Annotated in this window: 26 protein-coding genes; 16 read left to right on the top strand and 10 right to left on the bottom strand. The window is 66.4% G+C overall.

Annotated features, from left to right (window positions below):
* From G3O06_RS35250 to G3O06_RS35225, 6 genes are all read left to right on the top strand, one after another.
* Positions 1–132 (top strand): PP0621 family protein (locus tag G3O06_RS35250; protein WP_277403768.1); only part of this gene is annotated, 132 nt, incomplete at its 5' end.
* The gene (gene ampD / locus G3O06_RS35245) at positions 129–719 is read left to right on the top strand and encodes a 1,6-anhydro-N-acetylmuramyl-L-alanine amidase AmpD (RefSeq protein ID WP_174916821.1); all 591 of its coding nucleotides are present in this window, start codon (positions 129–131) and stop codon (positions 717–719) included. The genes G3O06_RS35250 and ampD, both read left to right, overlap by 4 nt.
* A gap of 452 nt (positions 720–1,171) precedes the next feature.
* Positions 1,172–4,168, top strand: coding sequence for a ribonucleoside-diphosphate reductase subunit alpha (locus G3O06_RS35240; RefSeq protein WP_174916822.1), 2,997 nt, complete (start codon positions 1,172–1,174; stop codon positions 4,166–4,168).
* A 365-nt stretch (positions 4,169–4,533) separates the two neighbouring features.
* Complete coding sequence (locus G3O06_RS35235; RefSeq protein WP_039353057.1) at positions 4,534–5,745, top strand: ribonucleotide-diphosphate reductase subunit beta; 1,212 nt, start codon at positions 4,534–4,536, stop codon at positions 5,743–5,745.
* 82 nt (positions 5,746–5,827) lie between these two features.
* Positions 5,828–6,154, top strand: a complete 327-nt coding sequence (locus G3O06_RS35230) for a hypothetical protein (RefSeq protein ID WP_205818959.1) — start codon at positions 5,828–5,830, stop codon at positions 6,152–6,154.
* A 28-nt stretch (positions 6,155–6,182) separates the two neighbouring features.
* Positions 6,183–6,884: a histone H1-like DNA-binding protein gene (locus G3O06_RS35225; protein WP_174972118.1), complete on the top strand. Its 702-nt coding sequence runs from the start codon at positions 6,183–6,185 to the stop codon at positions 6,882–6,884.
* Positions 6,885–7,140: 256 nt separating this feature from the next.
* Here the strand turns inward: G3O06_RS35225 and G3O06_RS35220 are convergent, their stop codons facing one another.
* The 10 genes from G3O06_RS35220 to G3O06_RS35175 all read right to left on the bottom strand — a co-directional run bounded on the left by G3O06_RS35220 (position 7,141) and on the right by G3O06_RS35175 (position 15,383).
* Positions 7,141–7,614, bottom strand: coding sequence for a glycine zipper 2TM domain-containing protein (locus G3O06_RS35220; protein ID WP_021161893.1), 474 nt, complete (start codon positions 7,612–7,614; stop codon positions 7,141–7,143).
* Between the two features lie 19 nt (positions 7,615–7,633).
* Positions 7,634–8,572, bottom strand: coding sequence for a carbohydrate kinase family protein (locus G3O06_RS35215; protein WP_174954194.1), 939 nt, complete (start codon positions 8,570–8,572; stop codon positions 7,634–7,636).
* Between the two features lie 85 nt (positions 8,573–8,657).
* Positions 8,658–9,161, bottom strand: a complete 504-nt coding sequence (gene tpx / locus G3O06_RS35210) for a thiol peroxidase (protein ID WP_011350875.1) — start codon at positions 9,159–9,161, stop codon at positions 8,658–8,660.
* 73 nt (positions 9,162–9,234) lie between these two features.
* A complete protein-coding gene (locus G3O06_RS35205) occupies positions 9,235–10,590 on the bottom strand; it encodes a zinc-ribbon and DUF3426 domain-containing protein (protein WP_205818958.1) in 1,356 nt (451 codons plus the stop codon).
* Positions 10,591–10,635: 45 nt separating this feature from the next.
* A complete protein-coding gene (gene prmA, locus G3O06_RS35200) occupies positions 10,636–11,538 on the bottom strand; it encodes a 50S ribosomal protein L11 methyltransferase (RefSeq protein WP_174916826.1) in 903 nt (300 codons plus the stop codon).
* 2 nt (positions 11,539–11,540) lie between these two features.
* On the bottom strand, positions 11,541–12,908 hold the full coding sequence (gene accC / locus G3O06_RS35195) for an acetyl-CoA carboxylase biotin carboxylase subunit (RefSeq protein WP_205818957.1): 1,368 nt from the start codon (positions 12,906–12,908) through the stop codon (positions 11,541–11,543).
* A gap of 84 nt (positions 12,909–12,992) precedes the next feature.
* Positions 12,993–13,466 (bottom strand): acetyl-CoA carboxylase biotin carboxyl carrier protein, encoded by a 474-nt coding sequence (accB, locus tag G3O06_RS35190; protein ID WP_174916827.1) that lies wholly within the window; start codon positions 13,464–13,466, stop codon positions 12,993–12,995.
* Positions 13,467–13,532: 66 nt separating this feature from the next.
* Positions 13,533–13,985: a type II 3-dehydroquinate dehydratase gene (gene aroQ / locus G3O06_RS35185; protein ID WP_011350880.1), complete on the bottom strand. Its 453-nt coding sequence runs from the start codon at positions 13,983–13,985 to the stop codon at positions 13,533–13,535.
* A gap of 194 nt (positions 13,986–14,179) precedes the next feature.
* Positions 14,180–14,731: a TlpA disulfide reductase family protein gene (locus G3O06_RS35180; RefSeq protein WP_205818956.1), complete on the bottom strand. Its 552-nt coding sequence runs from the start codon at positions 14,729–14,731 to the stop codon at positions 14,180–14,182.
* Positions 14,732–14,738: 7 nt separating this feature from the next.
* Entirely contained in the window at positions 14,739–15,383 is a 645-nt protein-coding gene (locus G3O06_RS35175; protein WP_205818955.1) for a UDP-N-acetylmuramate--alanine ligase, read from the bottom strand.
* Between the two features lie 207 nt (positions 15,384–15,590).
* Here G3O06_RS35175 and mpl point away from each other — a divergent pair, with 207 nt between their 5' ends.
* The 10 genes from mpl to G3O06_RS35125 form a co-directional block, all read left to right on the top strand.
* A complete protein-coding gene (gene mpl / locus G3O06_RS35170) occupies positions 15,591–17,015 on the top strand; it encodes a UDP-N-acetylmuramate:L-alanyl-gamma-D-glutamyl-meso-diaminopimelate ligase (protein ID WP_241020404.1) in 1,425 nt (474 codons plus the stop codon).
* Positions 17,012–17,581 (top strand): YqiA/YcfP family alpha/beta fold hydrolase, encoded by a 570-nt coding sequence (locus G3O06_RS35165; protein WP_205818954.1) that lies wholly within the window; start codon positions 17,012–17,014, stop codon positions 17,579–17,581. Before mpl ends, G3O06_RS35165 begins: the two co-directional genes overlap by 4 nt.
* Positions 17,582–17,661: 80 nt before the next feature.
* Complete coding sequence (locus G3O06_RS35160; protein ID WP_205818953.1) at positions 17,662–19,749, top strand: RNB domain-containing ribonuclease; 2,088 nt, start codon at positions 17,662–17,664, stop codon at positions 19,747–19,749.
* Positions 19,746–20,612 carry a shikimate dehydrogenase gene (gene aroE / locus G3O06_RS35155; protein WP_174916831.1) on the top strand — a complete coding sequence of 289 codons (867 nt, stop codon included), beginning with the start codon at positions 19,746–19,748 and terminating at the stop codon, positions 20,610–20,612. The genes G3O06_RS35160 and aroE overlap by 4 nt, the downstream gene beginning before the upstream one ends.
* Before the next feature lie 14 nt (positions 20,613–20,626).
* A complete protein-coding gene (mtgA, locus tag G3O06_RS35150) occupies positions 20,627–21,364 on the top strand; it encodes a monofunctional biosynthetic peptidoglycan transglycosylase (RefSeq protein WP_174916832.1) in 738 nt (245 codons plus the stop codon).
* A 439-nt stretch (positions 21,365–21,803) separates the two neighbouring features.
* On the top strand, positions 21,804–23,414 hold the full coding sequence (locus tag G3O06_RS35145) for a peptidase S10 (RefSeq protein WP_205818952.1): 1,611 nt from the start codon (positions 21,804–21,806) through the stop codon (positions 23,412–23,414).
* Between the two features lie 82 nt (positions 23,415–23,496).
* Positions 23,497–23,895 (top strand): EF-hand domain-containing protein, encoded by a 399-nt coding sequence (locus G3O06_RS35140; protein ID WP_174972108.1) that lies wholly within the window; start codon positions 23,497–23,499, stop codon positions 23,893–23,895.
* Positions 23,896–24,244: 349 nt separating this feature from the next.
* Positions 24,245–25,144 carry an IclR family transcriptional regulator gene (locus tag G3O06_RS35135; RefSeq protein WP_011350890.1) on the top strand — a complete coding sequence of 300 codons (900 nt, stop codon included), beginning with the start codon at positions 24,245–24,247 and terminating at the stop codon, positions 25,142–25,144.
* A complete protein-coding gene (locus tag G3O06_RS35130; protein ID WP_174916835.1) occupies positions 25,141–26,166 on the top strand; it encodes a 2-dehydro-3-deoxygalactonokinase in 1,026 nt (341 codons plus the stop codon). The genes G3O06_RS35135 and G3O06_RS35130 overlap by 4 nt, the downstream gene beginning before the upstream one ends.
* A 22-nt stretch (positions 26,167–26,188) precedes the next feature.
* The coding region (locus G3O06_RS35125) for a 2-dehydro-3-deoxy-6-phosphogalactonate aldolase (protein WP_205818951.1) at positions 26,189–26,867 on the top strand (679 nt) is incomplete at its 3' end.

Genomic DNA, 26,867 nt, shown 5'->3' with positions numbered 1-26,867 from the left:
CTCTTGCGCTGCGCCGAATGCGGCGTGCATGCGCCGAAGGGCGACGCTATCGTCGCGGGCGGTGAATACTTCTGCAGCGCGGAGCACGCGCAGCGCCACGCCGCACGTACGAGCGGTCGCGACGCACGATGAGCGATGCGCCGCTGCTGTCGGTCGACGCGAACGGCTGGGTGCGCGAAGCGCGGCATGCGCCGTCGCCGAACTTCGAGGTGCGGCCCGCAGGCGCGGTGCCGACGCTCGTGGTCGTCCACAACATCAGCCTGCCGCCCGGCGAATTTGGCGGCGATGCGATCGAGGCGCTGTTCCTGAATCGCCTCGACTGCGATGCGCACCCCTATTACCAGAGCCACCTGCGCGGCGTGCGCGTGTCCGCGCACTTCCTGATCCGCCGCAGCGGCGAGCTCGTGCAGTTCGTGTCGTGCGACGAGCGTGCGTGGCACGCGGGCTCGTCCGAGTTCTTCGGCCGGGCGCGCTGCAACGACTTCTCGATCGGCATCGAGCTCGAAGGCGCGGACGACGTGCCGTTCGACGACGCGCAATACGCGGTGCTCGCCGCGCTCTCCCGCGCGCTCGCCGCACGCTACCCGGTCGACGCATTCGCGGGGCACTCGGACGTCGCGCCGGGCCGCAAGACCGACCCCGGTCCGCATTTCGATTGGCAACGCTTCGCGAGCGATGCCGGTTTTTCCGCCGAATACTTTCCTTTCCGTCAGCACTGATCGCGGGGTTTTTTGACCGGAGAAAGTTTTTTCTCCGACCAATGCCTTGTCGTGTCTGCGCGTGAGCGATGTCAAGACCTCCATCGCAAATTATCCGTTTGGACGTCCTCCGAATGTCCACTATACTTGGTGCCAGTTGAGCAGTTCTGCACTAGATATAGTGTGTGTCGCAGGGGAAACCCGAGCGGCACCGGCCGGCGGGCAACGCCGGCGGACAGGGTTCTCAGGGCGGCGCGTCAGGCCGGGCGGTCCGGGCGTCGCGATCAGCGCAGCGAACTTCGACGGGGCAGGGTACACATGACGAAGCACACGACCGGATCGGTTGTCGCGCATCGGCCGAACCGGCTTCCCCGGCGCATCGCTCGCCTCTTACCGCTCGCGCACCACGTTGCGCAGCGTTCGTTTTAATCCGCGGGTTCTCTCCGCACCATCCAACACCAGGAGCTTTGCACATGCAAACCACCGACAACGCGACGTCCCAGTACGAGAGCGCCTCGAGCCGTCCGCTCGGCGGGACCGAACAGGGCGCGAAGGCGCTCGCGCCGCAGGCCACGTTCGCCGACTACAAGGTGATCCGCCGCAACGGCAGCGTCGTATCGTTCGAACCTTCGAAGATCGCGATCGCGGTGACCAAGGCTTTCCTGGCCGTCAATGGCGGGCAGGGTGCGGCATCGGCGCGCGTGCGCGAGCAGGTCGAGCAACTGACGCACAACGTCGTGCGCGCGCTCGTGCGCAGCCGCCCGAACGGCGGTACGTTCCATATCGAAGACATCCAGGACCAGGTCGAACTCGCGCTGATGCGCGGCGGCGAGCACAACGTCGCGCGTGCGTACGTGCTGTATCGCGAGAAGCGTCACCTCGAGCGCCAGCATGCGGGCGAGGAAGCAGCGGCAGCAGGCGGCGAGGCGAGTACCGGCATCAACGTCGTCGACAACGGCGTCACGCGTCCGCTCGACCTGAACGCGCTGCGCGGGCTGATCGTGTCGGCATGCGACGGCCTCGGCGCTGCGGTTAACCCTGACCCGATCGTCGCGGAAACGGTGAAGAACCTGTACGACGGCGTGCCGATGAGCCAGGTCTACGACTCGGCGATCCTGGCTGCGCGCACGATGATCGAGAAGGATCCGGCATACAGCCAGGTCACGTCCCGCATCCTGCTGCACACGATCCGTCGCGAGATCCTCGGTGAGGAAGTGGTTCAGGCCGAGATGTCGGCCCGTTACGCGGAATACTTCCCGCAGTTCCTGAAGCGCGGCGTCGACGCCGGCCTGCTCGACGACAAGCTGCTGCAGTTCGACCTGAAGCGTCTCGGCGAAGCGCTCGACGCGAACCGCGACCTGCAGTTCGGCTACCTCGGCCTGCAGACGCTGTACGACCGCTACTTCCTGCACGTCGAAGGCACCCGCATCGAAATGCCGCAGGCATTCTTCATGCGCGTCGCGATGGGCCTGTCGCTGAACGAGATCGACCGCGAAACGCGCGCGATCGAGTTCTACAACGTGCTGTCCAGCTTCGACTTCATGAGCTCGACGCCGACGCTGTTCAACTCGGGCACGCACCGCTCGCAGCTGTCGTCGTGCTACCTGACGACGGTCGCGGACGATCTCGACGGCATCTATGAAGCGCTGAAGGAAAACGCGCTGCTGTCGAAGTTCGCCGGCGGCCTGGGCAACGACTGGACGCGCGTGCGTGCACTCGGCTCGCATATCAAGGGCACGAACGGCAAGTCGCAAGGCGTGGTCCCGTTCCTGAAGGTCGTGAACGACACGGCCGTCGCGGTCAACCAGGGCGGCAAGCGCAAGGGCGCGGTCTGCGCGTACCTCGAATCGTGGCACCTCGACATCGAGGAGTTCCTGGAGCTGCGCAAGAACACGGGCGACGACCGCCGCCGTACGCACGACATGAACACGGCGAACTGGATTCCCGACCTGTTCATGAAGCGCGTGATGGAAGGCGCCGACTGGACGCTGTTCTCGCCGTCGACCTGCCCGGACCTGCACGACAAGTTCGGCGCGGAATTCGAGGCGGCTTACACGGCTTACGAAGACAAGGTCGCGCGCGGCGAGATCAAGCTGTTCAAGAAGATCCCGGCGGCGCAACTGTGGCGCAAGATGCTCGGCATGCTGTTCGAGACGGGCCACCCGTGGATCACGTTCAAGGATCCGTGCAACATCCGCTCGCCGCAGCAGCACGTCGGCGTCGTCCACTCGTCGAACCTGTGCACGGAAATCACGCTGAACACGAGCGACACCGAAATCGCGGTGTGCAACCTCGGCTCGGTGAACCTCGTCGCCCACCTGGTGAAGCAGGCCGACGGCAGCTACGCGCTCGACCACGACAAGCTGAAGCGCACGATCAGCGTCGCGATGCGCATGCTCGACAACGTGATCGACATCAACTACTACGCGGTGGCGAAGGCACGTAACTCGAACCTGAAGCATCGCCCGGTCGGCATGGGCATCATGGGCTTCCAGGACTGCCTGCACCTGCTGCGCACGCCGTACGCGTCGGAAGCGGCGGTCGAGTTCGCCGACCGTTCGATGGAAGCGGTCTGCTACTACGCGTACCACGCGTCGACCGAGCTGGCCGAGGAGCGCGGCCGCTACTCGAGCTACCGCGGTTCGCTGTGGGATCGCGGCATCCTCCCGCAGGACACGCTGAAGCTGCTCGCCGAAGCGCGCGGCGGCTACGTCGAGGTCGACACGTCCGAATCGCTCGACTGGACGTCGCTGCGTTCGCGGATCGCCACGCACGGCATGCGCAACTCGAACTGCGTCGCGATCGCGCCGACGGCGACGATCTCGAACATCATCGGCGTGTCGGCCTGTATCGAGCCGACCTTCCAGAACCTGTACGTGAAGTCGAACCTGTCGGGCGAATTCACGGTGGTGAACGAGTACCTGGTGCGCGACCTGAAGGAACGCGGCCTGTGGGACGAAGTGATGGTTGCCGACCTGAAGTACTTCGACGGCATGCTGTCGCGCATCGACCGCATCCCGGCCGACCTGCGCGCGATCTACGCGACCGCGTTCGAGGTCGACCCGACGTGGCTGGTCGAAGCGGCATCGCGTCGCCAGAAGTGGATCGACCAGGCGCAGTCGCTGAACATCTACATGGGCGGCGCGTCGGGCAAGAAGCTCGACGAGGTCTACAAGCTCGCATGGCTGCGCGGCCTGAAGACGACCTACTACCTCCGCACGATGGCGGCGACGCACGTCGAGAAGTCGACGGTCGCACACGGCGCGCTGAACGCAGTGCCGACGAGCGGCGGTTCGAGCAGCGGCGGCGCGCAAGGCGCAGCCGGCGGCTTCGGTGCGGCAGGCGGTGCAGCATCGTCGTCGGGTGCAGTCGACGCAGCACCGGCACTCGCGCCGGTCGAGGCAGATGGTCCGGTGTGCACGATGCGTCCGGGCGATCCTGGCTTCGACGAGTGCGAAGCGTGCCAGTAACGCAGTGCGCCTGACCTGAGAAGAAGGTCAGCGCGGCGCACACGACAACCGATCGAGGTTGAAGTGTGCGCCGCTCTCAACTAAAAAAATGATAAGGAATCTGTAACGCGGCACCTGCGTTGCAGGCAGTGACAAGCGATCGAAACATCCCCGACGACGTCGCGTTTCGATCAGCGTTCGATGCGTCGAGCGCACCTCGCGATACACGCGCGACACACGTCGCGCTCTGCATGAACGACGATGCGTTGCTCAAAGTGTTGTATCGAGGTCGCAACGCGAATCGAAAAAAGGATTTTTCGTGAGCGAACCCTTTTATCGCTCAGGAAAAGATGGTACAAACCGTTCTAAATTGATGGTGAGAATTTATGCTCAACTGGGATGAAGAGAAGACTGCCGTAACTCCCGCGAGCGGAGCGCAGCAAAACGCGATGCGCACCTCCGCAGGAACGGCTGTCGGACTGCAGGCTGCAACGCCTGCCGCCCATCAGGTCCGCGACATTTTCGAAGGCGATCTTGCGGTGCCGCCGCAAGCATCGGCTGTTCCCGCCGGCGGTTCGGAAGCGCGGGTCAATGTCGCCGACAAGCGCATCATCAACGGCCAGACTGACGTCAATCAGCTGGTGCCGTTCAAGTACAAGTGGGCGTGGGAAAAGTATCTGGCCGGTTGCGCGAACCACTGGATGCCGCAGGAAATCAACATGTCCCGCGACATCGCTCTGTGGAAGGACCCGAACGGTCTGACCGAGGACGAGCGCCGCATCGTGAAGCGCAACCTCGGCTTCTTCGTGACGGCCGATTCGCTCGCGGCGAACAACATCGTGCTCGGCACGTACCGCCACATCACGGCGCCCGAGTGCCGGCAGTTCCTGCTGCGCCAGGCGTTCGAAGAGGCGATCCACACGCACGCGTACCAATACATTGTCGAATCGCTCGGTCTCGACGAAGGCGAGATCTTCAACGCGTACCACGAGGTCACGTCGATCCGCGCGAAGGACGAATTCCTGATCCCGTTCATCCACACGCTGACGGATCCGGCCTTCAAGACCGGCACGCTCGAAGCGGATCAGAAGCTGCTGAAGTCGCTGATCGTGTTCGCCTGCATCATGGAAGGCCTGTTCTTCTATGTCGGGTTCACGCAGATCCTCGCGCTCGGCCGCCAGAACAAGATGACGGGTGCTGCAGAGCAATATCAGTACATCCTGCGCGACGAGTCGATGCACTGCAACTTCGGCATCGACCTGATCAACCAGATCAAGCTCGAGAATCCGCATCTCTGGACCGCCGAATTCCGCGCCGAGATCCGCGAGCTGTTCAAGCAGGCTGTCGAACTCGAATACCGCTACGCCGAGGACACGATGCCGCGCGGCGTGCTGGGTTTGAACGCGTCGATGTTCAAGAGCTATCTGCGCTTCATCAGCAACCGTCGTTGCCAGCAGATCGGCCTCGACCCGCTGTACCCGAACGAGGAAAACCCGTTCCCGTGGATGAGCGAGATGATCGACCTGAAGAAGGAACGCAACTTCTTCGAGACGCGTGTGATCGAGTATCAGACGGGCGGCGCGCTGTCCTGGGAATAACCCGCAGCAGCGAACCCGTCACATGATGGAGCAGCCGGCGGCCTCTCGGCCCCGGCCCTAGGTTTAGGAGCAAGAACGCCTGATGCAAAGCATGCCCGGTGCCTTAACGGCACGACGACACGACAGGCACTTTGCGAACCCTTCAGTGGGATGGGCAAACTTCCCTCCGGAAAAAGCGGACAGCCGTGTGGCGGTCCGCTTGATCAAGCGATTAGGGGTAGCGGCGCGAGGTGCGCTGGCTACCGACTTGATTTGGCGCGCGAGGCCGGGTGGTCACGCGCGCCATACCGTATTCATTAGCGTAAGCGCGTGGTATCCGCGTACGCCGATGAATAGCCCGCTTCGAAGCGCACGTCCTGAACAGCGTCCGCGGGAAGCGGGTTTTGACGAAGGGTGTAGTTTGAACTGACTCTCATCTGAACCTGAAGGAGAACAACATGGCACTTGCCAAGAAGAAACCGGCTGCAAAGAAGGCCGCAGTGAAGAAGGTCGCTGCGAAGAAGGCTGCTGCGCCGGCGAAGAAGGCCGCTGCAGTGAAGAAGGTTGCTGCCAAGAAGGTCGCGGTGAAGAAGGTTGCCGCGAAGAAGGCAGCACCGGCGAAGAAGGCAGCAGTGAAGAAGGTTGCTGCTAAGAAGGTCGCAACGAAGAAGGTTGCAGCCAAGAAGGTCGCAGTGAAGAAGGTTGCTGCGAAGAAGGCGGCACCGGCGAAGAAGGCCGCAGCGAAGAAGGTTGCAGCCAAGAAAGTCGCAGTGAAGAAGGTTGCTGCGAAGAAGGCCGCACCGGCTAAGAAGGCTGCTGCGAAGAAGGCCGCGCCGGCGAAGAAGGCTGCTGCGAAGAAGGCTGCGCCTGCGAAGAAGGCTGCCGCGAAGAAGGCTGCGCCTGCTGCGAAGAAGGCTGCCCCTGCGAAGAAGGCCGCTGCTCCGGCGAAGAAGGCTGCCGCTGCTGCTCCGGCTCCCGCTCCGGCTGCTGCGAAGAAGGCTGCTGCTCCGAAGAAGGCTGCTGCTCCGAAGAAGGCCGTCGTGAAGAAGGCTGCGCCGGCAACGACCGCGTCGACCGCATCGGTTGCGCCGGCATCGGGCGTGAAGACCGCGCTCAACCCGGCAGCGGCATGGCCGTTCCCGACCGGCAGCCGTCCGTAATCGAGGCTGACCTGTACCACCCGGACACTCACGTGGTGTCCGTGGGTTGAGTAGCGCTACTCAATCAGTCCCGCCATCTGGCTCAGGTGGCGGGATTTTTTTCGTCCTTCTTTGCCGATGTGTGGGGTGCTCGTGCGCCGGTGCCCGTATGCCGGGTGCCCGTATGCCGGCTGCGGCGAGTACGGACGAAAAAAAACGCATGTGCAGCTTCGCACATGCGTTCGACCGCGGCTTGCGCCGCGTGCTGAGGTACCTGTTAGTGCGTGACGCGCGTGACGCCGCCGCTCGACAGCAGTCGAACCCGCTCGCCGGCGCGGAACGCTTCGCCGCTTGCCGCCTGCGTGATCGAGCGCAGATCGCCGTTGTCGAGGCGCACGGTGATTTCGACACCGTTCGCCGTGCTGAGGTTTTCGCCGACCGCGTTGCCCGCGACCGCGCCGACGAGACCGCCGGCGATCGCGGTCAGGATCGACCCCTTGCCGCCGCCGATCGCGCTGCCTGCCACCGCACCGAGTGCGCCGCCGCCGAGCGTGCCGATCGCGCTGCCGCCGCCGTCGGACTGGATGCGCACCGCACGGACGCTTTCGACCGTACCCATGCGGACCGTCTGTTCACGCTGCGCCTGGCCGACGCTATAGACATCCGCCGAGCCGGGTGCAGTGAAGCAGCCGGTGAGCGTCAGCGAGGCCGTCAGCATGGCCGCGAGCGTGAGGGTCTTTTTCGTCAACATCTTTGCTCTCCCACAATATTCATTTGAGACTGTAACCGAATGCAGTCTCGAAACGCGCGTCGATCTCGGCGCGCGTCAGTACGTAAGTCTGGGGCCCCTGGTGGGCGATCTTGATCGAGCCCATCAGGCTCGCGAGGCGGCCCGTGGTTGCCCAGTCGAGGCCGTGCTCGATGCCGTACAGCAGGCCACCCCGGAAGGCATCGCCGCAGCCGGTCGGATCGGAGATGCGCTCGGCCGGCACGACAGGGATCTGCTCCGTACCCTGCTTGTGGCGGATGGTCGCGCCGTGCTCGCCACGTGTGATGACGAGCGCGTCGACCCGGCTGGCGATTTCATCTTCGGACCATCCCGTCTTGTCGCTCACCAGCTTGGCCTCGTAGTCGTTGACCGCTACATAGGTCGCAAGTTCAATGCTGCGGCGCAGCGTCGCACCGTCGAACAGCGGCAGGCCCTGGCCCGGATCGAACACGAACGGTACGCCGGCCTTGGCGAGTTCTTCCACGTGCTGCACCATCCCGTCGAAGCCGTCAGGGCCGACGATCGCGAGCTTGATGCCCGGCGCGTCGCCCGCGTGGTTCAGGTGCGACTGCATCATCGCGCCCGGGTGGAACGCCGTGATCTGGTTGTTGTCGAGATCGGTCGTGATCATCGCCTGCGCCGTATACGTGTCGGGCAGCACGCGAACGTGATCGCGGCGCAGGCCGAGCTGGTCGAGCCGGTCGAGATACGACTGAGCGTCGAGCGCGCCTACCGTCCCCATGATCCGCGCATCGCCGCCGAGCAGGTGCAGCGCGTACGCGATGTTGCCTGCGCAGCCGCCGAATTCGCGGCGCATCGTCGGCACGAGGAAGCTCAGGTTGATGAGGTGCACCTGGTCGGGCAGGATGTGCTCGCGGAACCGCCCCTCGAAGGTCATGATGGAATCGTAGGCGATCGAGCCGCAAATCAACGTAGCCAAGGTGTGCGTTCCTGTAGAAATGAGGGACCCTGCGCGACAACGCCGCGCGAAAGGCGCGGCGCGGCAGGGGAAAGCGAAAGAAAGCTTACTTCAGTGCGGCGAGCGCTGCATCGTAGTTCGGCTCGTCCTTGATTTCGCCGACGAGTTCCGCATGGATCACCTTGTCCTGCGCGTCGAGCACGACGACCGCGCGTGCGGTCAGGCCGTTCAGCGGGCCGCTCGTCACGTCGACGCCGTACGCGTTCGCGAACGCGCGGCCGGTGCGGAACGTCGAAGCCGTCACGACATTCTCGAGGCCTTCGGTCGTGCAGAAGCGCGTAGCGGCGAACGGCAGGTCGGCGGACACGACGACGACGACCGTGTTGTCGAGCGACGATGCGGCTTCGTTGAACTTGCGGGTCGACGTCGCGCAGGTCGGCGTGTCGAGGCTCGGGACGATGTTCAGCACCTTGCGCTTGCCGGCGAAGCTGGCGAGCGACAGGTCGGCGAGATCCTTGCCGACCAGCTTGAAGTCGGCGCCTTGTGCGCCGACGGCCGGGAACGTGCCGGCGAGATCGATCGGGTTGCCACCCAGCGTAACTTTGCTCATGTTCGTGCTCCGAAATAGCGCGCCGCTCGGGCGCGCGGGTTGAGACGGGCGCGCATGTGCGCGCCGCGGCGCGTCACGGATAGAAAATCTGGACGCGGAAATTCGAGGCGGGCGTGCCGTTCGTTTCGAGGCGGACGACCATCGTCTGCGTCGTGCCGGGCGGCAGCCCGGCGTCGATCGGCGTGCCCGGGCGCACGTAGTCGCGCGGCGCGAGTACGCGACGCACGGTGACGTGATTCGTGTCGTCGAGCAGCGTCAGCTCGAGCGACGGGTAGGCGAGTGCGACGCGGTAGCGGTTCGTCAGCGGCACCTTCAGCTCGAGCTCGCGCGGGCCGTCGAGCTGGCGCAGGTCGGTGGCGTCGAGCCGCAGGCCGTCGATCGCGCGCGGCGGCGCGACCTTGCAGCCGAGCGGCGCGCAGGCCTGCCGGAACCAGCCCTGCGTGACGGGCCAGTAGATCATCAGCGATTCGCGTTGCCACCACGCGAGTTGCGTGACGAGCAGCACGGCCAGTACGGCAGCGACGAGGCCGCCGAAAAAGCCGCCGAGCATGCCGCGCCGCTGCGGCGCGCGCGTCTCGCGCGTGACGGCGAAGTGCGGACGATCGTCGTCGGTCAGCGCAGCGGGAAACGGTGCGGCCGGCGCGTTGGTGGTCGCGGCTGGCGTCTCGTCGTGCCGAGCGGTGCCGGAGCCGGTGTCGGGTTCGGATCCGGTTTCTGCTTCGGCGACGGCGACGGCCGGTGCCGGTGCGAACGCAAAACGCGGTTCGCGCGGCGCGCGTTCGTCGTCCGGCACGGCGAAGTGTGCGGTGCCGACGGGTTCGGCGGTATCGCGAGCGGTATCTGCGTCCGATGGAAGGTGGGCGACGAAGCGGGGCTCACGTGAGTCGCGTTCGACGGCCGCGGCCGATGGTTCGGTGTCCTGTTGCGTCTGCGTCTGCAGCGATTCGGCTGGGTGCGCGACGGCAGCGGAGGTGTCCAGCTCGGCCGGGGAGGGCGCGAACGGTGCGGGTGTGCCCGACAGGTGAACGACACCGGCTTCGGTGGACGGAAGTGCGAGCGGGATCAGCGGCTCGGTGCGCACGGTCTGCACGCTGTGCTGCAGCGACGGGTCGACGCCGGCATCGAGCCACGGCGCCCACATGTCCCAGCCTTCCGGCTTGTAATCGGTGTCCGAAGGTGATCCGGCCGGCGCTTCGGCGGTGAACAGCCGAGGCGGGGCCTGATGGTGCGCGTCGCCGTCGTCCGGCGCGGCAGCCGGTTCGGCCAGGACCGGCTCGGGCTGCTGCGCGTGCTCGGGAACGAGCGACTCGGATGCGTTGAAGACTTCGTGGCAGTGCCCGCAGCGCACGAGCCCTTGGTGCAGCGAGAGCTGTTCCTGCTGCAGCCGGAAGACGGTTTCGCAATGAGGGCAGCGCGTCGCAAGAAGCATGTCGAGCCGGGCGGCCTGCTGGCCAGAGTGAAGGACAGCGCTATTCTAATGGCTTTCGCGCCGGGTTCCGGCAAGGCATACCCAACCTTCGTGTTCGCGCCAGACCGAGATGTCGACGTAGCGTGCGTAGACGGCCGCGACTTCGTCCGCCTGGCGCGCAAGCACGCCCGACAGCGCGATGCGCCCGCCCGGCTTGACCTTCGATGCGAGCATCGACGCCATCAGCTTCAGCGGGTTCGACAGGATGTTCGCGACGACGATGTCGAATTCGCCGTCCGGACATGCATCGGGCAGGCCGTACGTGACTTCAGCACGGTTGCGTTCGCTGTTCTGCCGCGCCGATTCGACCGCCTGCGGATCGATGTCGATGCCGATGACGGGGTTCGCCCCGCATTTCTTCGCGAGGATCGCGAGAATGCCCGAGCCGCAGCCGTAGTCGAGCACCGACTGGCCGGGCTTCACCGACTGCTCGAGCCATTCCATGCACAGGCGCGTGGTCGGGTGGCTGCCGGTGCCGAATGCAAGGCCCGGATCGAGTTCGAGGATGAGCGCATCGGGATCGGGCGCATCGTGCCACGACGGCACGACCCAGATCCGCTCGCCGATCGGGATCGGCTCGAACTGCGATTGCGTGAGCCGCACCCAGTCCTGTTCCTCGACCTCGCGGACGGTGAACGCCGGCGTGTCGGCGACGCCGATTTCGTTCGCGGCTGCCGCGAGCAGCACGGCCGGTTCGTGGTCGGCCGCGAGCAGCGCGACCACGCGCGAGTGCTGCCATGCGGTGCGGTCGGGCACGAGGCCCGGCTCGCCGAAGAGCGGCTGTTCGTCGGGCGTGTCGGCGTCGGCGTCTTCCACGGACACCGACAGCGCGCCGAGTTCGAGCAGCGCATCGGACAGCGCCTCCGCATGCTCACGGGCCAGTTCGACGACGAGTTCGCGATAGCTCATGCTTACGCTTCTTCCGGTGCGACCTGCTGCTTCTGGGCGAGCCGGTTTTCGAGGTAGTGGATGCTGGTGCCGCCTTCGACGAACTTCGAATCGATCATCAGCTCGCGGTGCAGCGGGATGTTGGTCTGGATGCCTTCGACGACCATTTCCGACAGCGCGATGCGCATCCGGCTGATTGCCTGCTCGCGCGTCGCGCCGTAGGTGATCAGCTTGCCGATCATCGAATCATAGTTCGGCGGCACGAAATAGCCATTGTAGGCGTGCGAATCGACGCGCACGCCGGGGCCGCCCGGCGTATGCCACGACGTGATCCGGCCCGGCGACGGCGTGAACTTGAACGGATCTTCGGCGTTGATCCGGCATTCGATCGCATGTCCGCGGAACTGGATGTCGCGCTGGCGCAGCGAGAGCTTCTCGCCGGCCGCGATGCGGATCTGTTCCTGCACGATGTCGACGCCCGTGATCAGCTCCGATACCGGGTGCTCGACCTGCACGCGCGTGTTCATCTCGATGAAGTAGAACTCGCCGTTTTCGTACAGAAATTCGAACGTGCCCGCGCCGAGGTAGCCCATCTTCTTGCACGCGTCCGCGCAGCGGTCGCCAATGCGGTCGATCAGGCGGCGCGGAACGCCGGGTGCCGGCGCTTCCTCGATCACCTTCTGGTGGCGGCGCTGCATCGAGCAATCGCGCTCGCCGAGCCAGATCGCGTTCTTGTACGCGTCGGACAACACCTGGATTTCGATGTGGCGCGGGTTCTCGAGGAACTTCTCCATGTACACCTGCGGGTTGCCGAACGCACGGCCGGCTTCCTCGCGGGTCATGTTGACCGCGTTGACGAGCGCGGCCTCGGTATGCACGACGCGCATCCCGCGCCCGCCACCGCCGCCTGCCGCCTTGATGATGACCGGATAGCCGATCGCGCGCGCAATCTTGACGATCTCCTTCGGATCGTCCGGCAACGCGCCTTCCGAGCCCGGCACGCACGGCACGCCGGTCTTGATCATCGTCTGCTTCGCGGTGACCTTGTCACCCATCATGCGGATCGTTTCCGGGCGCGGGCCGATGAACGTGAAGCCCGACTGCTCGACGCGTTCCGCGAAATCGGCGTTTTCCGACAAGAAGCCGTAGCCGGGGTGAATCGCCTCGGCGTCAGTCACTTCCGCGGCGCTGATCAGCGCCGGCATGTTCAGGTAGCTCAGGTTCGACGGGGCCGGGCCGATACAGACGGCTTCGTCCGCGAGGCGCACGTACTTGGCTTCCTTGTCGGCTTCCGAGTAGACGACCACCGTCTTGACGCCGAGCTCGCGGCACGCACGCTGGATGCGCAGCGCGATTTCACCGCGATTGGCAATGAGGATTTTTTCAAACATAGCGAGTATTCGTCTCTTCGAGGGGCGCGCGAACGGCGCCTGGCGGGCATCGGCGGCGCGCGGCCCGCAGGCCGCGCGGCGGACTTAGCCGATCACGAAAAGCGGCTGGCCGTATTCGACGGCCTGGCCGTTCTCGACGAGGATTTCCTTGATCACGCCGGCCTTGTCCGACTCGATCTCGTTGAGCAGCTTCATCGCTTCGATGATGCAGATCGTCTGGCCTTCCTTGACCGTGTCGCCCACCTGGACGAACGGATCCGCGCCCGGCGACGGCGCACGATAGAACGTGCCGACCATCGGCGACGTCACGACGTGGCCCTGCGGGACAGCCGGTGCGGCTGCGCCGCCTGCGGCCGGCGCGGCGGCGCCGTCGGTCGGCAGCGCGGCCGACGGAACGGGCGCGCTGACTTGCGGGACATACCCAGCCGTCGGCTGCACGTAGACCGGCGGCGCGTTCTTGACGATGCGCACCTTGCCTTCGCCTTCCGTCACTTCCAGCTCGGAGATGCCGGATTCGGAAACGAGGTCGATCAGAGTTTTCAGCTTACGAAGATCCATCGGGAATTCCCCTTTCAATACGTGAAAGCGCCGGTGAGGGGCCGGCGCTGAATCTAGATCGCGAAATCAGCCGCGCGACGTGCCTTGCAGCTTGTCCAGCGCGTACTCGAGCGCGTACAGATAACCTTTCCAGCCGAGCCCGCAGATCACGCCTTCGGCCTGGTCGGAAAAGTAGGAGTGGTGCCTGAACGCTTCGCGGCGATGCACGTTCGACAGGTGAACCTCGACGAACGGGATGCCAACGCCGGCGATCGCGTCCCGGATCGCGACGCTCGTGTGCGTATACGCGGCCGGATTGATCAGGATGAAATCGGTCTGTTCCTCCCGCGCGGCCTGGATGCGGTCGACCAGCGCACCTTCATGGTTGCTCTGGAACGACGACAGTTCGGCGCCGGCTTCCCGGGCGCGCGCGGCAAGCGCCTGATCGATCTGTGCAAGCGTGACGCGGCCGTACACCTCCGGTTCCCGGGTGCCGAGAAGGTTCAGGTTGGGGCCGTGCAACACCAGCAATCGTGTCATGGTCGCTTCTATTTCTGCGGAATTGCGCGAACTTTAGCGCTATTTAGAGAAATTTGTCTAGTTTTGCCGAACGGCTGAGCGCGCAGGGCCTGCAAGAATTACCGGCACGCATGCAAAGTATCGGCGAATTCACGCGAAATTGCGGCGATCGACGGGCAAATCGCCGCCAACGTGCGGGCCGCCGTTTGGGCAGGTTACAGCGCGTCCAGCGTCTTTTTCAGCTCGGCCGGTTGGATTTGTCCCAATTTTGTCTCGCGAATCTTGCCGGTTGCGTCGATGACGACCGTAAACGGCAACGCGCCGGCGGTATTTCCGAAATTACGGGCCAGATCGGCGCCCGCATATCCGCTGACGAAGACCGGGTAGTCGACCTTCACCTTCTGCAGAAAGTTCTTCACGTTCTGTTCGGAATCGACGCCGATCCCGACGAAACGGATGCCTTTCTGTTTGTACTGGTGCGACAGCGCGACCAGCTCCGGCATCTCCTCGACGCACGGGCCGCACCATGACGCCCAGAAATTGATGACGACCTTCTGGCCCTTGAAGGCGGACAGCGTGGCCGGCTTGCCGTCGGTGCCCGTCAGCGATGCCGCCCACAACTGTTCGACCGGGCTGCCGTGTGCGGCGGGTGCGGCGACGGCGACGCCGTCATCGGCGGTGCCGCGGAACCAATGGCCGGCGGCGAGCCCGCCGGCAACGGCGGCGGCCGCGACGGCCGCGAGCGCCAGCATGCGTTTCATCATCATCGTTGAATCATTCCGGTTCGGAAGGGGCCTTGCCTGCTTCGACGAGCGCACGCAGCACGGCGGCATCCGCACGGGCGACCCGGCCGCGCGCGTCGGCCTTGACCGCGCCGCGCAGGTCGTCGCTCGCATAGAGCGCGAGGTGGATGCCGATTGCATCCACGTCGCGCCGTGGGCGCCACAGGAAACTGAGCGTCTCGACGTCGGCGCGACCCGCGAAGTGCCGCGTCTCGGATACGTCGTACTGGACGCTCTGGTTCAGCAGGTAGATCGCGACGTCCTTCGGGTTGTCGGTGAATGCCTGCAAATGGATATCCGAATGCGCGTTCGCGGTGCCGTTCAGCACGGCGCCCGTCACATAAGGATGGAACTCGGCGAGCCGGCGCATCCAGTCGAGCGCGACTTCACGCAGGCGGCGCAGTTCATCCGGCTGCGTGTCGCCCTGGAACAGGGCGAGGTACTCGCGCAGTTCTTCCTCGATCTGGTCGTTATCCGGCAGCCATTCGCCGGCAACGCGCGTATCGCCCAGCAACTGGCGCGCGGCCTTGCGTTTCGCGCCGGCATAGTCCAGGCCGTCCTCCGCGATCAGGCGCGCGGCGGACTGGGCGATTTCCTCGCGGACGCGCCGCGGGTCGAGAAGGGTTTTGCGAGACATGATCCGGCAATCATACTCGATCGCCGCAGGGCCCGAGCGCGGGTGCGGCCGCCTGCCGCCCGGCGTGCCGGCGCCGCTCGCGCGCAGCGTTCGGGCCGCCGGGCACGGCAGGCCGTCAGTTACAATAGTGTCCTTTGTGTCGCGGCAAAAGCCGTTGGCCGGGCGCCGGCCGCACGGCCCGTCCGCCGCGCCGCACACACATCCTTTCTGAATCGACGGCGCCCGGCGGCGCGAAAGCATTCATCTATGCACATCCACATTCTTGGCATCTGCGGCACCTTCATGGGCGGTCTCGCCGTACTCGCGCGCGAGGCGGGCCACACGGTGACGGGTTGCGACGCGGGCGTCTATCCGCCGATGAGCACGCAGCTCGAGGCGCAGGGCATCACGCTGATCGAGGGCTACGGCGCCGAGCAGATCGACCTGAAACCGGACCTGTTCGTGATCGGCAACGTCGTCACGCGCGGCAATCCGCTGATGGAGGCGATCCTGGATCGCGGCCTGCCGTACGTGTCGGGCCCGCAATGGCTCGGCGAGCACGTGCTGGCCGGCAAGTGGGTGCTCGCGGTCGCCGGCACGCACGGCAAGACGACCACGTCGTCGATGCTCGCGTGGCTGCTGGAAGACTCGGGCCTGAACCCGGGCTTCCTGATCGGCGGCGTGCCGCTGAACTTCGGCGTGTCGGCGCGGCTCACCGATTCGAGCTTCTTCGTGATCGAGGCCGACGAATACGATACGGCGTTCTTCGACAAGCGCTCGAAGTTCGTCCACTACCGGCCGCGCACCGCCGTGCTGAACAATCTTGAATTCGATCACGCCGACATCTTCCCGGATCTCGCCGCGATCGAGACGCAATTCCACCATCTCGTGCGCACCGTGCCCGGTGTCGGCCGGATCGTCACGAACGGCCGCTCGGACGCGCTCGAGCGCGTGCTGGCGCGCGGCTGCTGGAGCGAGGTCGAGCGGTTCGGTGTCGACGGCGGCTGGCAGGCGCTGCCGGCCGAGGACGGCGTGCCGGTCGACGAGCGCTTCGCGGTGTATTCGCATGCGGAACGGGTCGGCGAAGTCGCGTGGCAGGTGCAGGGCGATCACAACCGGATGAACGCGCTCGCGGCGATCGCCGCCGCGCGCCACGTCGGCGTGCCGCCTGCGCAGGCGGCCGAATCCCTCGCGTCGTTCCGTAACGTGAAGCGCCGCATGGAAGTGCGCGGCAGTGTGGACGGCGTGACCGTCTACGACGACTTCGCGCACCATCCGACCGCGATCGACACCACGATCGCCGGCCTTCGTGCACGCATCGGCCGCCAGAATGCCCGCATCCTCGCGGTGCTCGAGCCGCGTTCGAACACGATGAAGCTGGGTGTGATGAAGTCGCAATTGCCGGCGAGCCTGGCCGACGCCGATCTCGTGTTCGGTTACGGCGCGCCGACCGGGCGCGACGCGCTCGGCTGGAATCTGGCCGAGGCGCTGGCACCGCTGGGCGAGAAGGCGCACGCATTCGACGATCTGCACCTGCTGGTGAAGTCCGTCGTCGCAGCCGCCCGCCCTGGCGACCACGTGCTCGTGATGAGCAACGGCGGCTTCGGTGGCGTGCACCAGAAGCTGCTCGATGCGCTCGGGAGCCGCACGTGATCCTGTATCTGCACGGTTTCCGGTCGTCACCGGAATCCCAGAAGTCGCGCCAGCTCGCCGCGCGCATCGTCGAGCTCGGGCGCACCGACGAGTGGCGGTGCCCGTCGCTGTCGGTGTCGCCGCTCGAAGCGATTGCGGTCGCGGAAGCCGAGGTGGCCGGCGCGCGCGACGTGACTGTCGTCGGCAGCTCGCTCGGCGGCTATTACGCCACGTGGCTGGCCGAAAAGCACGGCTGGAAGGCCGTGCTGCTGAATCCGGCCATCGTGCCGCAGCGCGATCTCGAGCAGCATCTGGGCGAACAGCCTCTGTACCACGGCGGCGGCACGATCGTCGTCGAGCGCCGTCACCTGCATGAGCTCGATGCGCTGCGCGTGCCGGCGATCACGCGTGCCGAACGCTACTATCTGTTCGCGGCGACCGGTGACGAAGTGCTCGATTACCGCGAGATGCTCGCGCATTACCCGGGCGCGAAAACACGCGTGATCGAAGGCAGCGATCACGGGATCAGCGAATTTGCCGACTATGTCGACGACGTTCTCGCCTTTTGCGACGGAAAGACGTCTTAAACCGGCCATAGGCCGATCGAATTCCCATCATCATGCGGCGCCGCCGACGCGGCGCCCGGCAGTCTGAACGAGAGTACTGAGTGAACGTTTTCTTCGAGGAATCGGGCAGTTTCAAGGCGGGCAGCGTGCTGTCGCGCCAGGGTGACGCATTTCAGGTCGAGTTGCCCGGCGGGCGGCGTGCGAAGGTGCGCGCGAAAGACGTGCTGATCGAATTCGACAAGCCGGCCGCAGGCGAACTGATGCAGGAGGCCGACACGGCCGCGCAGCAGATCGACCTGGACTTCCTGTGGGAATGCGCGCCGGCCGACGAGTTCGCGTATACGGCGCTGGCCGCGGAATACTTCGGCGCGACGTACGGCCCGGTCGAGCGTGCGGCGCTGGTGTTGCGGCTGCACGGCTCGCCCGTCTACTTCCGCCGCAAGGGGCGCGGCCAGTACCAGCGCGCGCCGGAAGAGCAGCTCAAGATGGCGCTCGCGTCGCTCGAGCGCAAGCGCCAGCAGGCGCTCGTGCAGGTGCAGTATGAAGAGGAGCTGAAGGCAGGCAAGCTGCCGGACGCGTTCGCGGGCAAGGTGCTCGGGCTGCTGACGCGGCCGGACAAGAACGCGATCGAATACAAGGCGATGGAGGCGGCGGCCGGTGCGCGCGGCGTGTCGCCGGCGCGGCTGATGCTCGACTGCGGCGGCATCGCGTCGCCGCGTGCGCTGCACGAGGCGCGCTTCCTCGCGGAGTTCTTCCCGCACGGCACGGGCTTTCCGGCCGTCTCGGTCGGCGCACTGCCGGACGACCTGCCGCGCGCGGACGTCCAGGCGTTCTCGATCGACGACATCACGACGACCGAAATCGACGACGCGTTCTCGGTCGAGCACCTGGCCGACGGCCGCGTGCGGATCGGCGTGCACATCGCGGCGCCGGCGCTCGGCATCGTGCGCGGCGACGAGGTCGATGCGATCGCGCGCACGCGCCTGTCGACCGTCTACATGCCGGGCGACAAGATCACGATGCTGCCGGACGACGTCGTCGACGTGTTCACGCTGAAGGAAGGCGATTACCGCCCGGCGCTGTCGCTGTACATCATCGTCAACCGCGAAACGCAGGAGATCGTCGCGAACGAGACGCGCGCCGAGCTCGTGTTCGTGAAGAACAACCTGCGGCACAACCACCTCGACGAGCTCGTCAACGAAGAGACGCTCGCGGCCGGCACCGGCGACTATCCGCACAAGGATGACATCGCCGTGCTGTGGCCGCTCGCGCAGGCGCTGTTCGAGAAGCGCCAGGTCGCGCGCGCGGGCTACGGCCTGAAGCGCGAGGTGCAGCGCAACACCGATTACAACTTCTACGTCGACGGCGAGCACGTGTCGATTACGCCGCGCCGCCGCGGGTCGCCGCTCGACCTGATCGTGTCGGAGCTCGCGATCCTTGCGAACTCGACCTGGGGTGCATTCCTGCACGACCACACGGTGCCGGGCATCTACCGCTCGCAGCGCGGCTTCGGCGCACCGGGCCCGAAGCGCACGCGGATGCAGACGACGGCCGCGCCGCACGAAGGCCTCGGCGTGGCGCAGTACGCGTGGAGTACGTCGCCGCTGCGCCGCTACGTCGACCTCGTGAACCAGTGGCAACTCCTTGCATGCGTGCAGCATGGCGTCACCGCGAAGCTCGCCGCACCGTTCAAGCCGAAGGACGCCGACCTGTACGCGGTCGTGCAGGGCTTCGACGACACCTACACGGCCTACGCCGACTACCAGCGCCGGATGGAGTATTTCTGGTGCCTGCGCTGGCTTGCGCAGGAGCAGAAGAAGCAGGTCGTCGCGAGCGTCGTGAAGGGCGACCTGGTGCGCCTCGAGGAAATTCCGCTGCTGCTGCACGTGCCGGGCCTCGGCGTGCATGCGCGCGGCACGCGCGTGCTGCTCGACGTGATGTCGCTCGACGAGCTGACGATCGAGGCGTCGGTGCGGTTGCTGAACGTGCTCGATGCGCCGACCGTGACGAGCGGCGACGCGGCAGAGGAAGAGGATGACGCCGAAGGCGGTGACGACACGCTGATCGACGCCGAAGACGCGACGGCCGAAACCGAAGCCGAAGCGCTGGCGGAAGCGGACGGCGCGGCGGCCGGTGAAGGCGGCGAAGCCGCGAGCGGCAACACGAGTGAAGAGGGGCGCGCATCATGACCGCGGCTGCGTCGACGAGCGGCGCCGACCGCTATGTAGTGTTCGGCAATCCGGTGGCGCACAGCAAGTCGCCGTTCATCCACGCGCAGTTCGCCGCGCAGACCGGCGAGCCGGTCGAATACACGCACCGGCTCGCGCCGGTCGACGGTTTCGACGCCGCCGTGCGCGCGTTCGTTGCCGAAGGCGGTCGCGGCGCGAACGTGACGGTGCCGTTCAAGCTCGACGCGCATGCGCTCGCCGACACGCTGTCGCCGCGCGCGGCGGCGGCGGGTGCGGTGAATACGCTGCGCATCGACGCCGATGGCCGCATCCACGGCGACAACACCGACGGTGTCGGCCTTGTGCGCGACATCGAAGCGAATCTCGGCGTGTCGCTGGCGGGCGCACGCATCCTGCTGCTCGGCGCGGGTGGCGCGGCGCGCGGTGTCGTGCTGCCGCTGCTCGACCGGGCACCGCTGTCGATCACGATCGTGAACCGTACCGCGAGCAAGGCCGAGGCACTCGTCGGCCAGTTCATGCAGGCCGCGCACGATGCGGGCTGCACGCTCGCGGGCGGCGGCCCCGATGTCGTGCGCGCGGAGCCGTACGACGTGGTGATCAACGCGACGGCTGGCAGCCTCGATGCCGCGCTGCCGGAGTGCGACGCGGCAGCATTCGGCGCGGGCACGCTCGCGTACGACATGATGTACGGCGCGCAGCCGACGGTATTCATGCAGCATGCGGCGTCGCTCGGCGCACGCACGGCCGACGGGCTTGGGATGCTCGTCGAGCAGGCGGCCGAGTCGTTCTTCATCTGGCGCGGTGTGCGGCCGGACGGCGCACCGGTGCTGGCTGCGCTGCGCCAGGCGCTCGCGGCGAGCTGATCGGAGCGCGGCACGTGGCGGCGGTGAGCGGCACGCAGCACACGCGGACGGTGAGCCCGACCCGCTGGATCGTCTACGCGGGCTCGGTGTTCGCGCTCGCGTGGCTCGCGACGCAACTGTTCTATCTCGCGCAGATCGCGTTGTGGTCGTTCGTGAACCCGGGCTCGACTGCGTTCATGCGCACTGACGCGTGGTGGCTGTCGCGCGACAAGCCGCCCGCGCAGATCCAGCACCAGTGGGTGCCGTACGACCAGATCTCGCGCAACCTGAAGCGCGCGCTGATCGCGTCGGAAGATTCGACCTTCGCAACCAACAACGGCTACGACGTCGACGCGATCCTGCAGGCGTGGGAGAAGAACAAGGCACGCGGCAAGATCGTCGCGGGCGGCTCGACGATCACGCAGCAGCTCGCGCGCAACCTGTTCCTGTCGCGCGAGAAGAGCTACATCCGCAAGGGGCAGGAGCTCATCATCACGTGGATGCTCGAAACGGTGCTCGACAAGGAGCGGATCTTCGAGATCTACCTGAATTCCGTCGAGTGGGGACGCGGCGTGTACGGCGCCGAGGCGGCCGCACGCTATTACTACCGGATTCCCGCGAGCCGGCTCGGCGCGTGGCAGTCGGCGCGCCTCGCGGTGATGCTGCCGAAGCCGCGCTGGTTCGACGCGCACCGCGGCTCGGGCTACCAGGCGCAGCGCGCGGCCGTCATTGCCCGCCGGATGGGTGCGGCCGAACTGCCGCAATCGGAGTGAACGGCGGCGCGCTCGCGCCGTCGCATTGACCGTTTCGACACTCATGCGCCGCTCTCGAGCCGTTTGTGCGCTGCAGCGCATTCATGTCGCGCGCATTTCGGGCCACATCCTTTAGACGAATTCGTCTATTTCGTTTTGCTGAGCAATATCGGACGTCGTGCGATTTTGTTAGCCGATATGGCGCGAAATTCAGGGATTTTTAGTTTCCCGAAGTAAACGCGAAAGTCCGTGAAAGGCACGTGAAATGCAACGTTTCGCGAATCGAAGTATTCCTGAAAGGTGTGCGCCGCACCGGCTGCCGGCCAAATATTTCAAAATTTTTCAAAGCTGACGGGCTCGCGTATATTGGCCAGCGCCTCGGCTTATCGGCCGCAATCGAGGCGGGGGGCGGCTTATCCGGCTGCTCGACACAAAAACATCCGAGAGAAGGAAAGCAACGATGCCAGCGAGCAAAGCGAAGCTGTTGTTGGGAGTGGTGTTTTCTTCGCTGATTCTGACGGCCTGCAACGACGACGTGACCTCGTCCGCTACTGCCAGCGCCAACAGCTCAGCCGATCCCGCCAGTCAGGTGGACAGGGCGTACAACGATCCGAACAGTTATTCGTCGAGCGCGAACGCGTCGCTCGACGCCTCCGCCGCGGTTGAAAAGGCCGCCGTCACGCATCACCAGATCACCATCAACGGCAAGACGATCCGCTACACGGCCACCGCCGGCCACCTCGTCGCGCGCAATCCGCAGACCGGTGCGCCCGAGGCATCGTTCTTCTATGTCGCCTATACGGCCGACAACCAGCCCGCGGCGAAGCGGCCCGTCACGTTCCTGTACAACGGCGGCCCCGGCTCGGCATCGGTGTGGCTGCACCTCGGCTCGTTCGGCCCGCGGCGGATCCAGACGGGCGACCCGAACGCGAACACGTCGACGTTCCCGTTCGTCGACAACCAGGAAAGCCTGCTCGACACGACCGACCTCGTGTTCGTCGATGCGATCGGCACCGGCTTCTCCGAAGCGGTCGCGCCGAACACGAACCAGACGTTCTGGGGCGTCGACCAGGACGGTGCCGCGTTCCGCGATTTCGTGACGCGCTACATCGCCGTGAACCAGCGCAACGATTCGCCGAAATACCTGTTCGGCGAATCGTACGGCACGCCGCGCACCGACGTGCTCGCGAACCTGCTCGAGACGGCCGGCGTGAAGCTCGCCGGCATCGTGCTGCAGTCGTCGATCCTGAACTACAACGTGAACTGCGACATGGCGAGCGACTACATCGGCAACTCGAACAACGGGTCGAGCCCGGTGAGTTGCGCGGGCTTCGTGCCGTCCTATGGCACCGTCGGCGCGTACTACCAGCTCGACAACCCGAACCCGTCGAGCCTGCCGCAGTATGCGGACCAGATGCGCCTGCTGACGGCCGGCAGCTACGCGCCTGCCGTGAACGCGTACCTGGCGAGCCATACGCCGCCGCCGCCGACCCTCGTCACGACGATGGTGAATTCGACCGGCGTGAAGCAGTCGCTGTGGAACGCGAACTTCAACGTGATCCCGACCTTCTTCGACAACAGCTTCCAGCTGTCGCTGATCCCGGGCACGCTGATCGGCCGCTACGACGCCCGCGTGAACGTGCCGGTGTCGAGCCCGCTGGCATCCGGCGGCGACCCGTCGAGCACGTACATCACGCAGCCGTTCACCGACACGATCGGCAAGTACCTGCCGAACGAGCTGAAGTACACCGCGCAGTCGGCGTATTCGTTGAGCAGCAATGCGATCAACACGTGGGACTGGACGCACGACGGCCTCGCGATGCCCGACACGATCCCCGATCTCGCCGCGGCGCTGTCGCTGAATCCGCAACTGAAGGTGCTGTCGCTGAACGGGTATCACGACATCGCGACGCCGTTCTACCAGACCGAGCTCGACCTCGCGCGGCTCGGGACGCAACCGAACCTGACGATCAAGGACTATCAGGGCGGACACATGGTCTATCTCGACGATACGTCGCGTCCGCAGGAGAAAGCCGACCTCGTGACCTTCTACAACGCGGCCGCGCAATGATGCGATGCGCAAGGCAGGCGACGCGCGCCCGCGGTGGCGCCGCGCCTGCCGTCGACGACCTCATTCCAGACTGGAGCCTGATATGAAGAATCGTTTCATCGTCGTTGCCGCGGCGCTTGCATGTGTCGGCGCCGCAGCATCCGTATCCGCGTTCGCGCAGGCGAGCGACGCCGCCGCACCGGTGCGCGCGCGCCAGGCGCAGCTCGGCGATCCGTACGTGCCGCCGGCCGCGCGCAAGCCGACCGCCGGCACGCAGACGACGGGCGCCGCGCTGCATGCGCAGGTGGTGCGCAAGCTCGCGCAGCAGTTCAGCGCGGCCGACTCGCAGAACACGGGTTCGATCACCGAATCGCAGGCCCGCGCGGCCGGCCTCGGCTATGTCGCGAACCACTTCCGGCAGATCGACTCGGGCGGCAACGGCCGTGTGTCGTTCGCGGACGTCCAGCGCTACATGCAGGCACGCAGCACGAGCCAGCAGTAAGCGCGGCGCGCGGTGAACAAACGGGGGCGGAACCTGCGACACGGCGGGTTCCGCCCCCGTGCACATGGCGCCGCCGTTACGTCGCGTACGCGGCGGATTCGTGCCGAATTCTCATTATTTGGGCAACGCATTCAAATATTGGAGACGAGTGCGTGCGCTCCTACAATCCGAAGCACATCGACAGCTTCGGACCCACGCATCGCGCGGCGCCCGACGCACACGGAGACACCTTCCATGAAGTTCGCCGGGCGCTTTATTCGGTGCATCGACCGCCGCCTCGTCGCGACGCCGGACGTAGTTCCGGCCTCGCGCGAACGGCTTCACCGGTTCCGTTGAAGAAGCCCGCCCCATGACCAAGATGCCCGACACACTTGCCCTCGACGCCCGGCGCGCGACGCCGGACGATGCGTCGCTGACCGACAGCATCGGCGCGACCAGCACGCCGCTCGATCTCGCTGCGCAGCAGGCCGGCACGCAGACGCTGCTGCGCGGTCTTGCGATCCTCGAGGCGATCGCGAACGGCGCGCGCGACATGCGCGCGATCGGCGCGGCGCTCGGCACGACGCGCAGCACCACGCACCGTCTCGTCAGCAGCCTCGTGCAGGCGCGCTACCTGCGCCAGGTGCAGGGCGGCTACCTGCTCGGCCCGAAGTTGATCGAGCTCGGCACGATCGCGCTCGAGCAGATGCCGCTCACCGCGGTGGCGCGCCCGCACCTCGAGGCGCTCGCGGAAGCGACGCTCGACACGATCCATCTCGGCGTGCGCGACGGCGACGACGTCCTGTACATCGACAAGATTCCCGGCACGCGCGGCCTCGAGATGCGTTCACGCGTCGGCCACCGGATGCCGCTCGCGTCGACCGGTATCGGCAAGGCGATGATGCTCGACACCGATCCCGACACTTGGCGCTCGCTGTTCGAGGCCGCCCGTCGTGCGCTTGCCGGCGTCAATTTCAAGCCGGACAACCGGCCCGAGACGAGCGCGTTCCTGCAGCGCATGGCGCATTACGCGGCCGGCGGCTATACGTTCGATCTCGAGGAGAACGAGGCGTCGATCCGTTGCGTGGCCGCGCCGATCCGCGACGCATCGGGCGCGATCGTCGCGGCCGTGTCGGTCGCGAGCACGATTCCGTACATGCCGCACGACCGGATGGACGAACTGATTCCGCTCGTGCAGCGCGAAGCGCGAGCCATTTCCGCGGAACTGGGCTGGAGCCCGCCGCAGGGTACCCGCAGGATCAAACGATGACGACTTCGACCCGGCCCGTTCCGGACACCAGCACCGCCACCCCGTCGCTGATCGCGCTCGACTGGGGCACGACGTCGCTGCGCGCTTATCTGTACGACGCGCACGGCGCGCTCATCGACACGCGCAGCCGCGCGGCGGGCGTGATGCATGTGCCGGGCGGCGGCGCGCGCGCGTTCGACGCGGTGTTCGAGGAAGCGTGCGGCGACTGGCTCGACCGCACGCCGGGCCTGCCGGTGCTCGCCGCCGGGATGGTCGGCAGCGCACAGGGCTGGCGCGAGGCGCCGTACGTCGCGGTGCCGGCCGGCGCGGATGCGCTCGTTGCAGGCCTCATCACGGTGACGACGTCGCGCGGCACGACGATCTCGATCGTGCCGGGCGTCATCGCCACGGGCGAACTGCCCGACGTGATGCGCGGTGAAGAAACGCAGATATTCGGTGCACTCGCGAGCGATCCCATGCTTGGCACCGATCGTTCAGGGGTACTGATCGGCCTGCCGGGCACCCATGCGAAGTGGGCGTGGGTGAGGGACGGGCTGATCGAGCGCTTCCAGACCTTCATGACGGGCGAGCTGTTCGCGGTGCTGCGCGACCACACGATCCTCGGCCGCACGATGCGTGCCGGCGCGTCGCCCGATCGCGCGGCGTTCGTGCGCGGCGTCTCGGTCGCGCGCGGCGCGCAGCGCACGGGGCTGCTCGCGACGATCTTCAGCACGCGCACGCTCGGCCTGACCGACCGGCTCGCACCCGATGCGCAGGGCGACTACCTGTCCGGGCTGCTGATCGGCCATGAGCTCAATGCGCTCGACGCGATGCTCGCGGAGCGCGGCATCGCGCTCGCGGACCAGCCGCTGCTGCTGATCGGCGACGACAGCCTGTGCGCGCGCTACGCCGATGCGCTCCAGGAATTCGGCCACCCGCACGCCCGCGTCGTCGCGCATGCGACCGACCGCGGCCTGTGGCGGATCGCATCGCGCGCCGGGCTCGTGCGCGCGGACGGCGAGCCCGTCTGCGCCGACCAATGAACTGTTTGCAGAGGAACCTTCGATGCCGTCCGACCTGACCTTGCCCGCACCGTACGCGCCCCATGCCGCGCTGATGCGTGCGTTCGACGCGTGCCCGCTGATCGCGATCATGCGCGGGATCACGCCCGCCGAAGCGGCCGACCACGGCCATGCGCTCTATGAAGCCGGCTTCCGGATCGTCGAGGTGCCGCTCAACTCGCCGGACCCGTTCGACAGCATCGCGGCATTGCGGCGTGCGCTGCCCGACGATGCGATCGTCGGCGCGGGTACCGTGCTGCGCGCCGAGTATGTCGACCGCGTGCAGGACGCGGGCGGCGCGCTGATCGTGATGCCGCACAGCGACGCGGCCGTGATCCGCCGCGCACGCGAGCTAGGCCTCGCAAGCGCGCCGGGCGTGGCGACGCCGACGGAAGCGTTCGCGGCGCTCGCGAACGGCGCCGATGTGCTGAAGATGTTTCCGGCCGAGCAGCTCGGCGTGCATGTCGTGAAGGCGTGGCGCGCGGTGATCGACCAAGCGGTGCCGCTGATTCCGGTCGGCGGCATCTCGCCCGACAACATGGAGCCGTTCCTCGACGCCGGCGCGAACGGTTTCGGGCTCGGCTCGGCGCTGTACCGCCCCGGCCAGTCGGCCGACGCGACCGCGGCGAACGCGCGCGCGTTCCAGGCCGGCTTGCGCGCGGCGCAAGCCGGCCTGGAACGCG

The sequence above is a fragment of the Burkholderia sp. Ac-20345 genome (assembly GCF_017104825.1).
Lineage (GTDB): Bacteria > Pseudomonadota > Gammaproteobacteria > Burkholderiales > Burkholderiaceae > Burkholderia > Burkholderia lata_B.
This window is presented reverse-complemented; position numbering and strand designations above follow the sequence as displayed.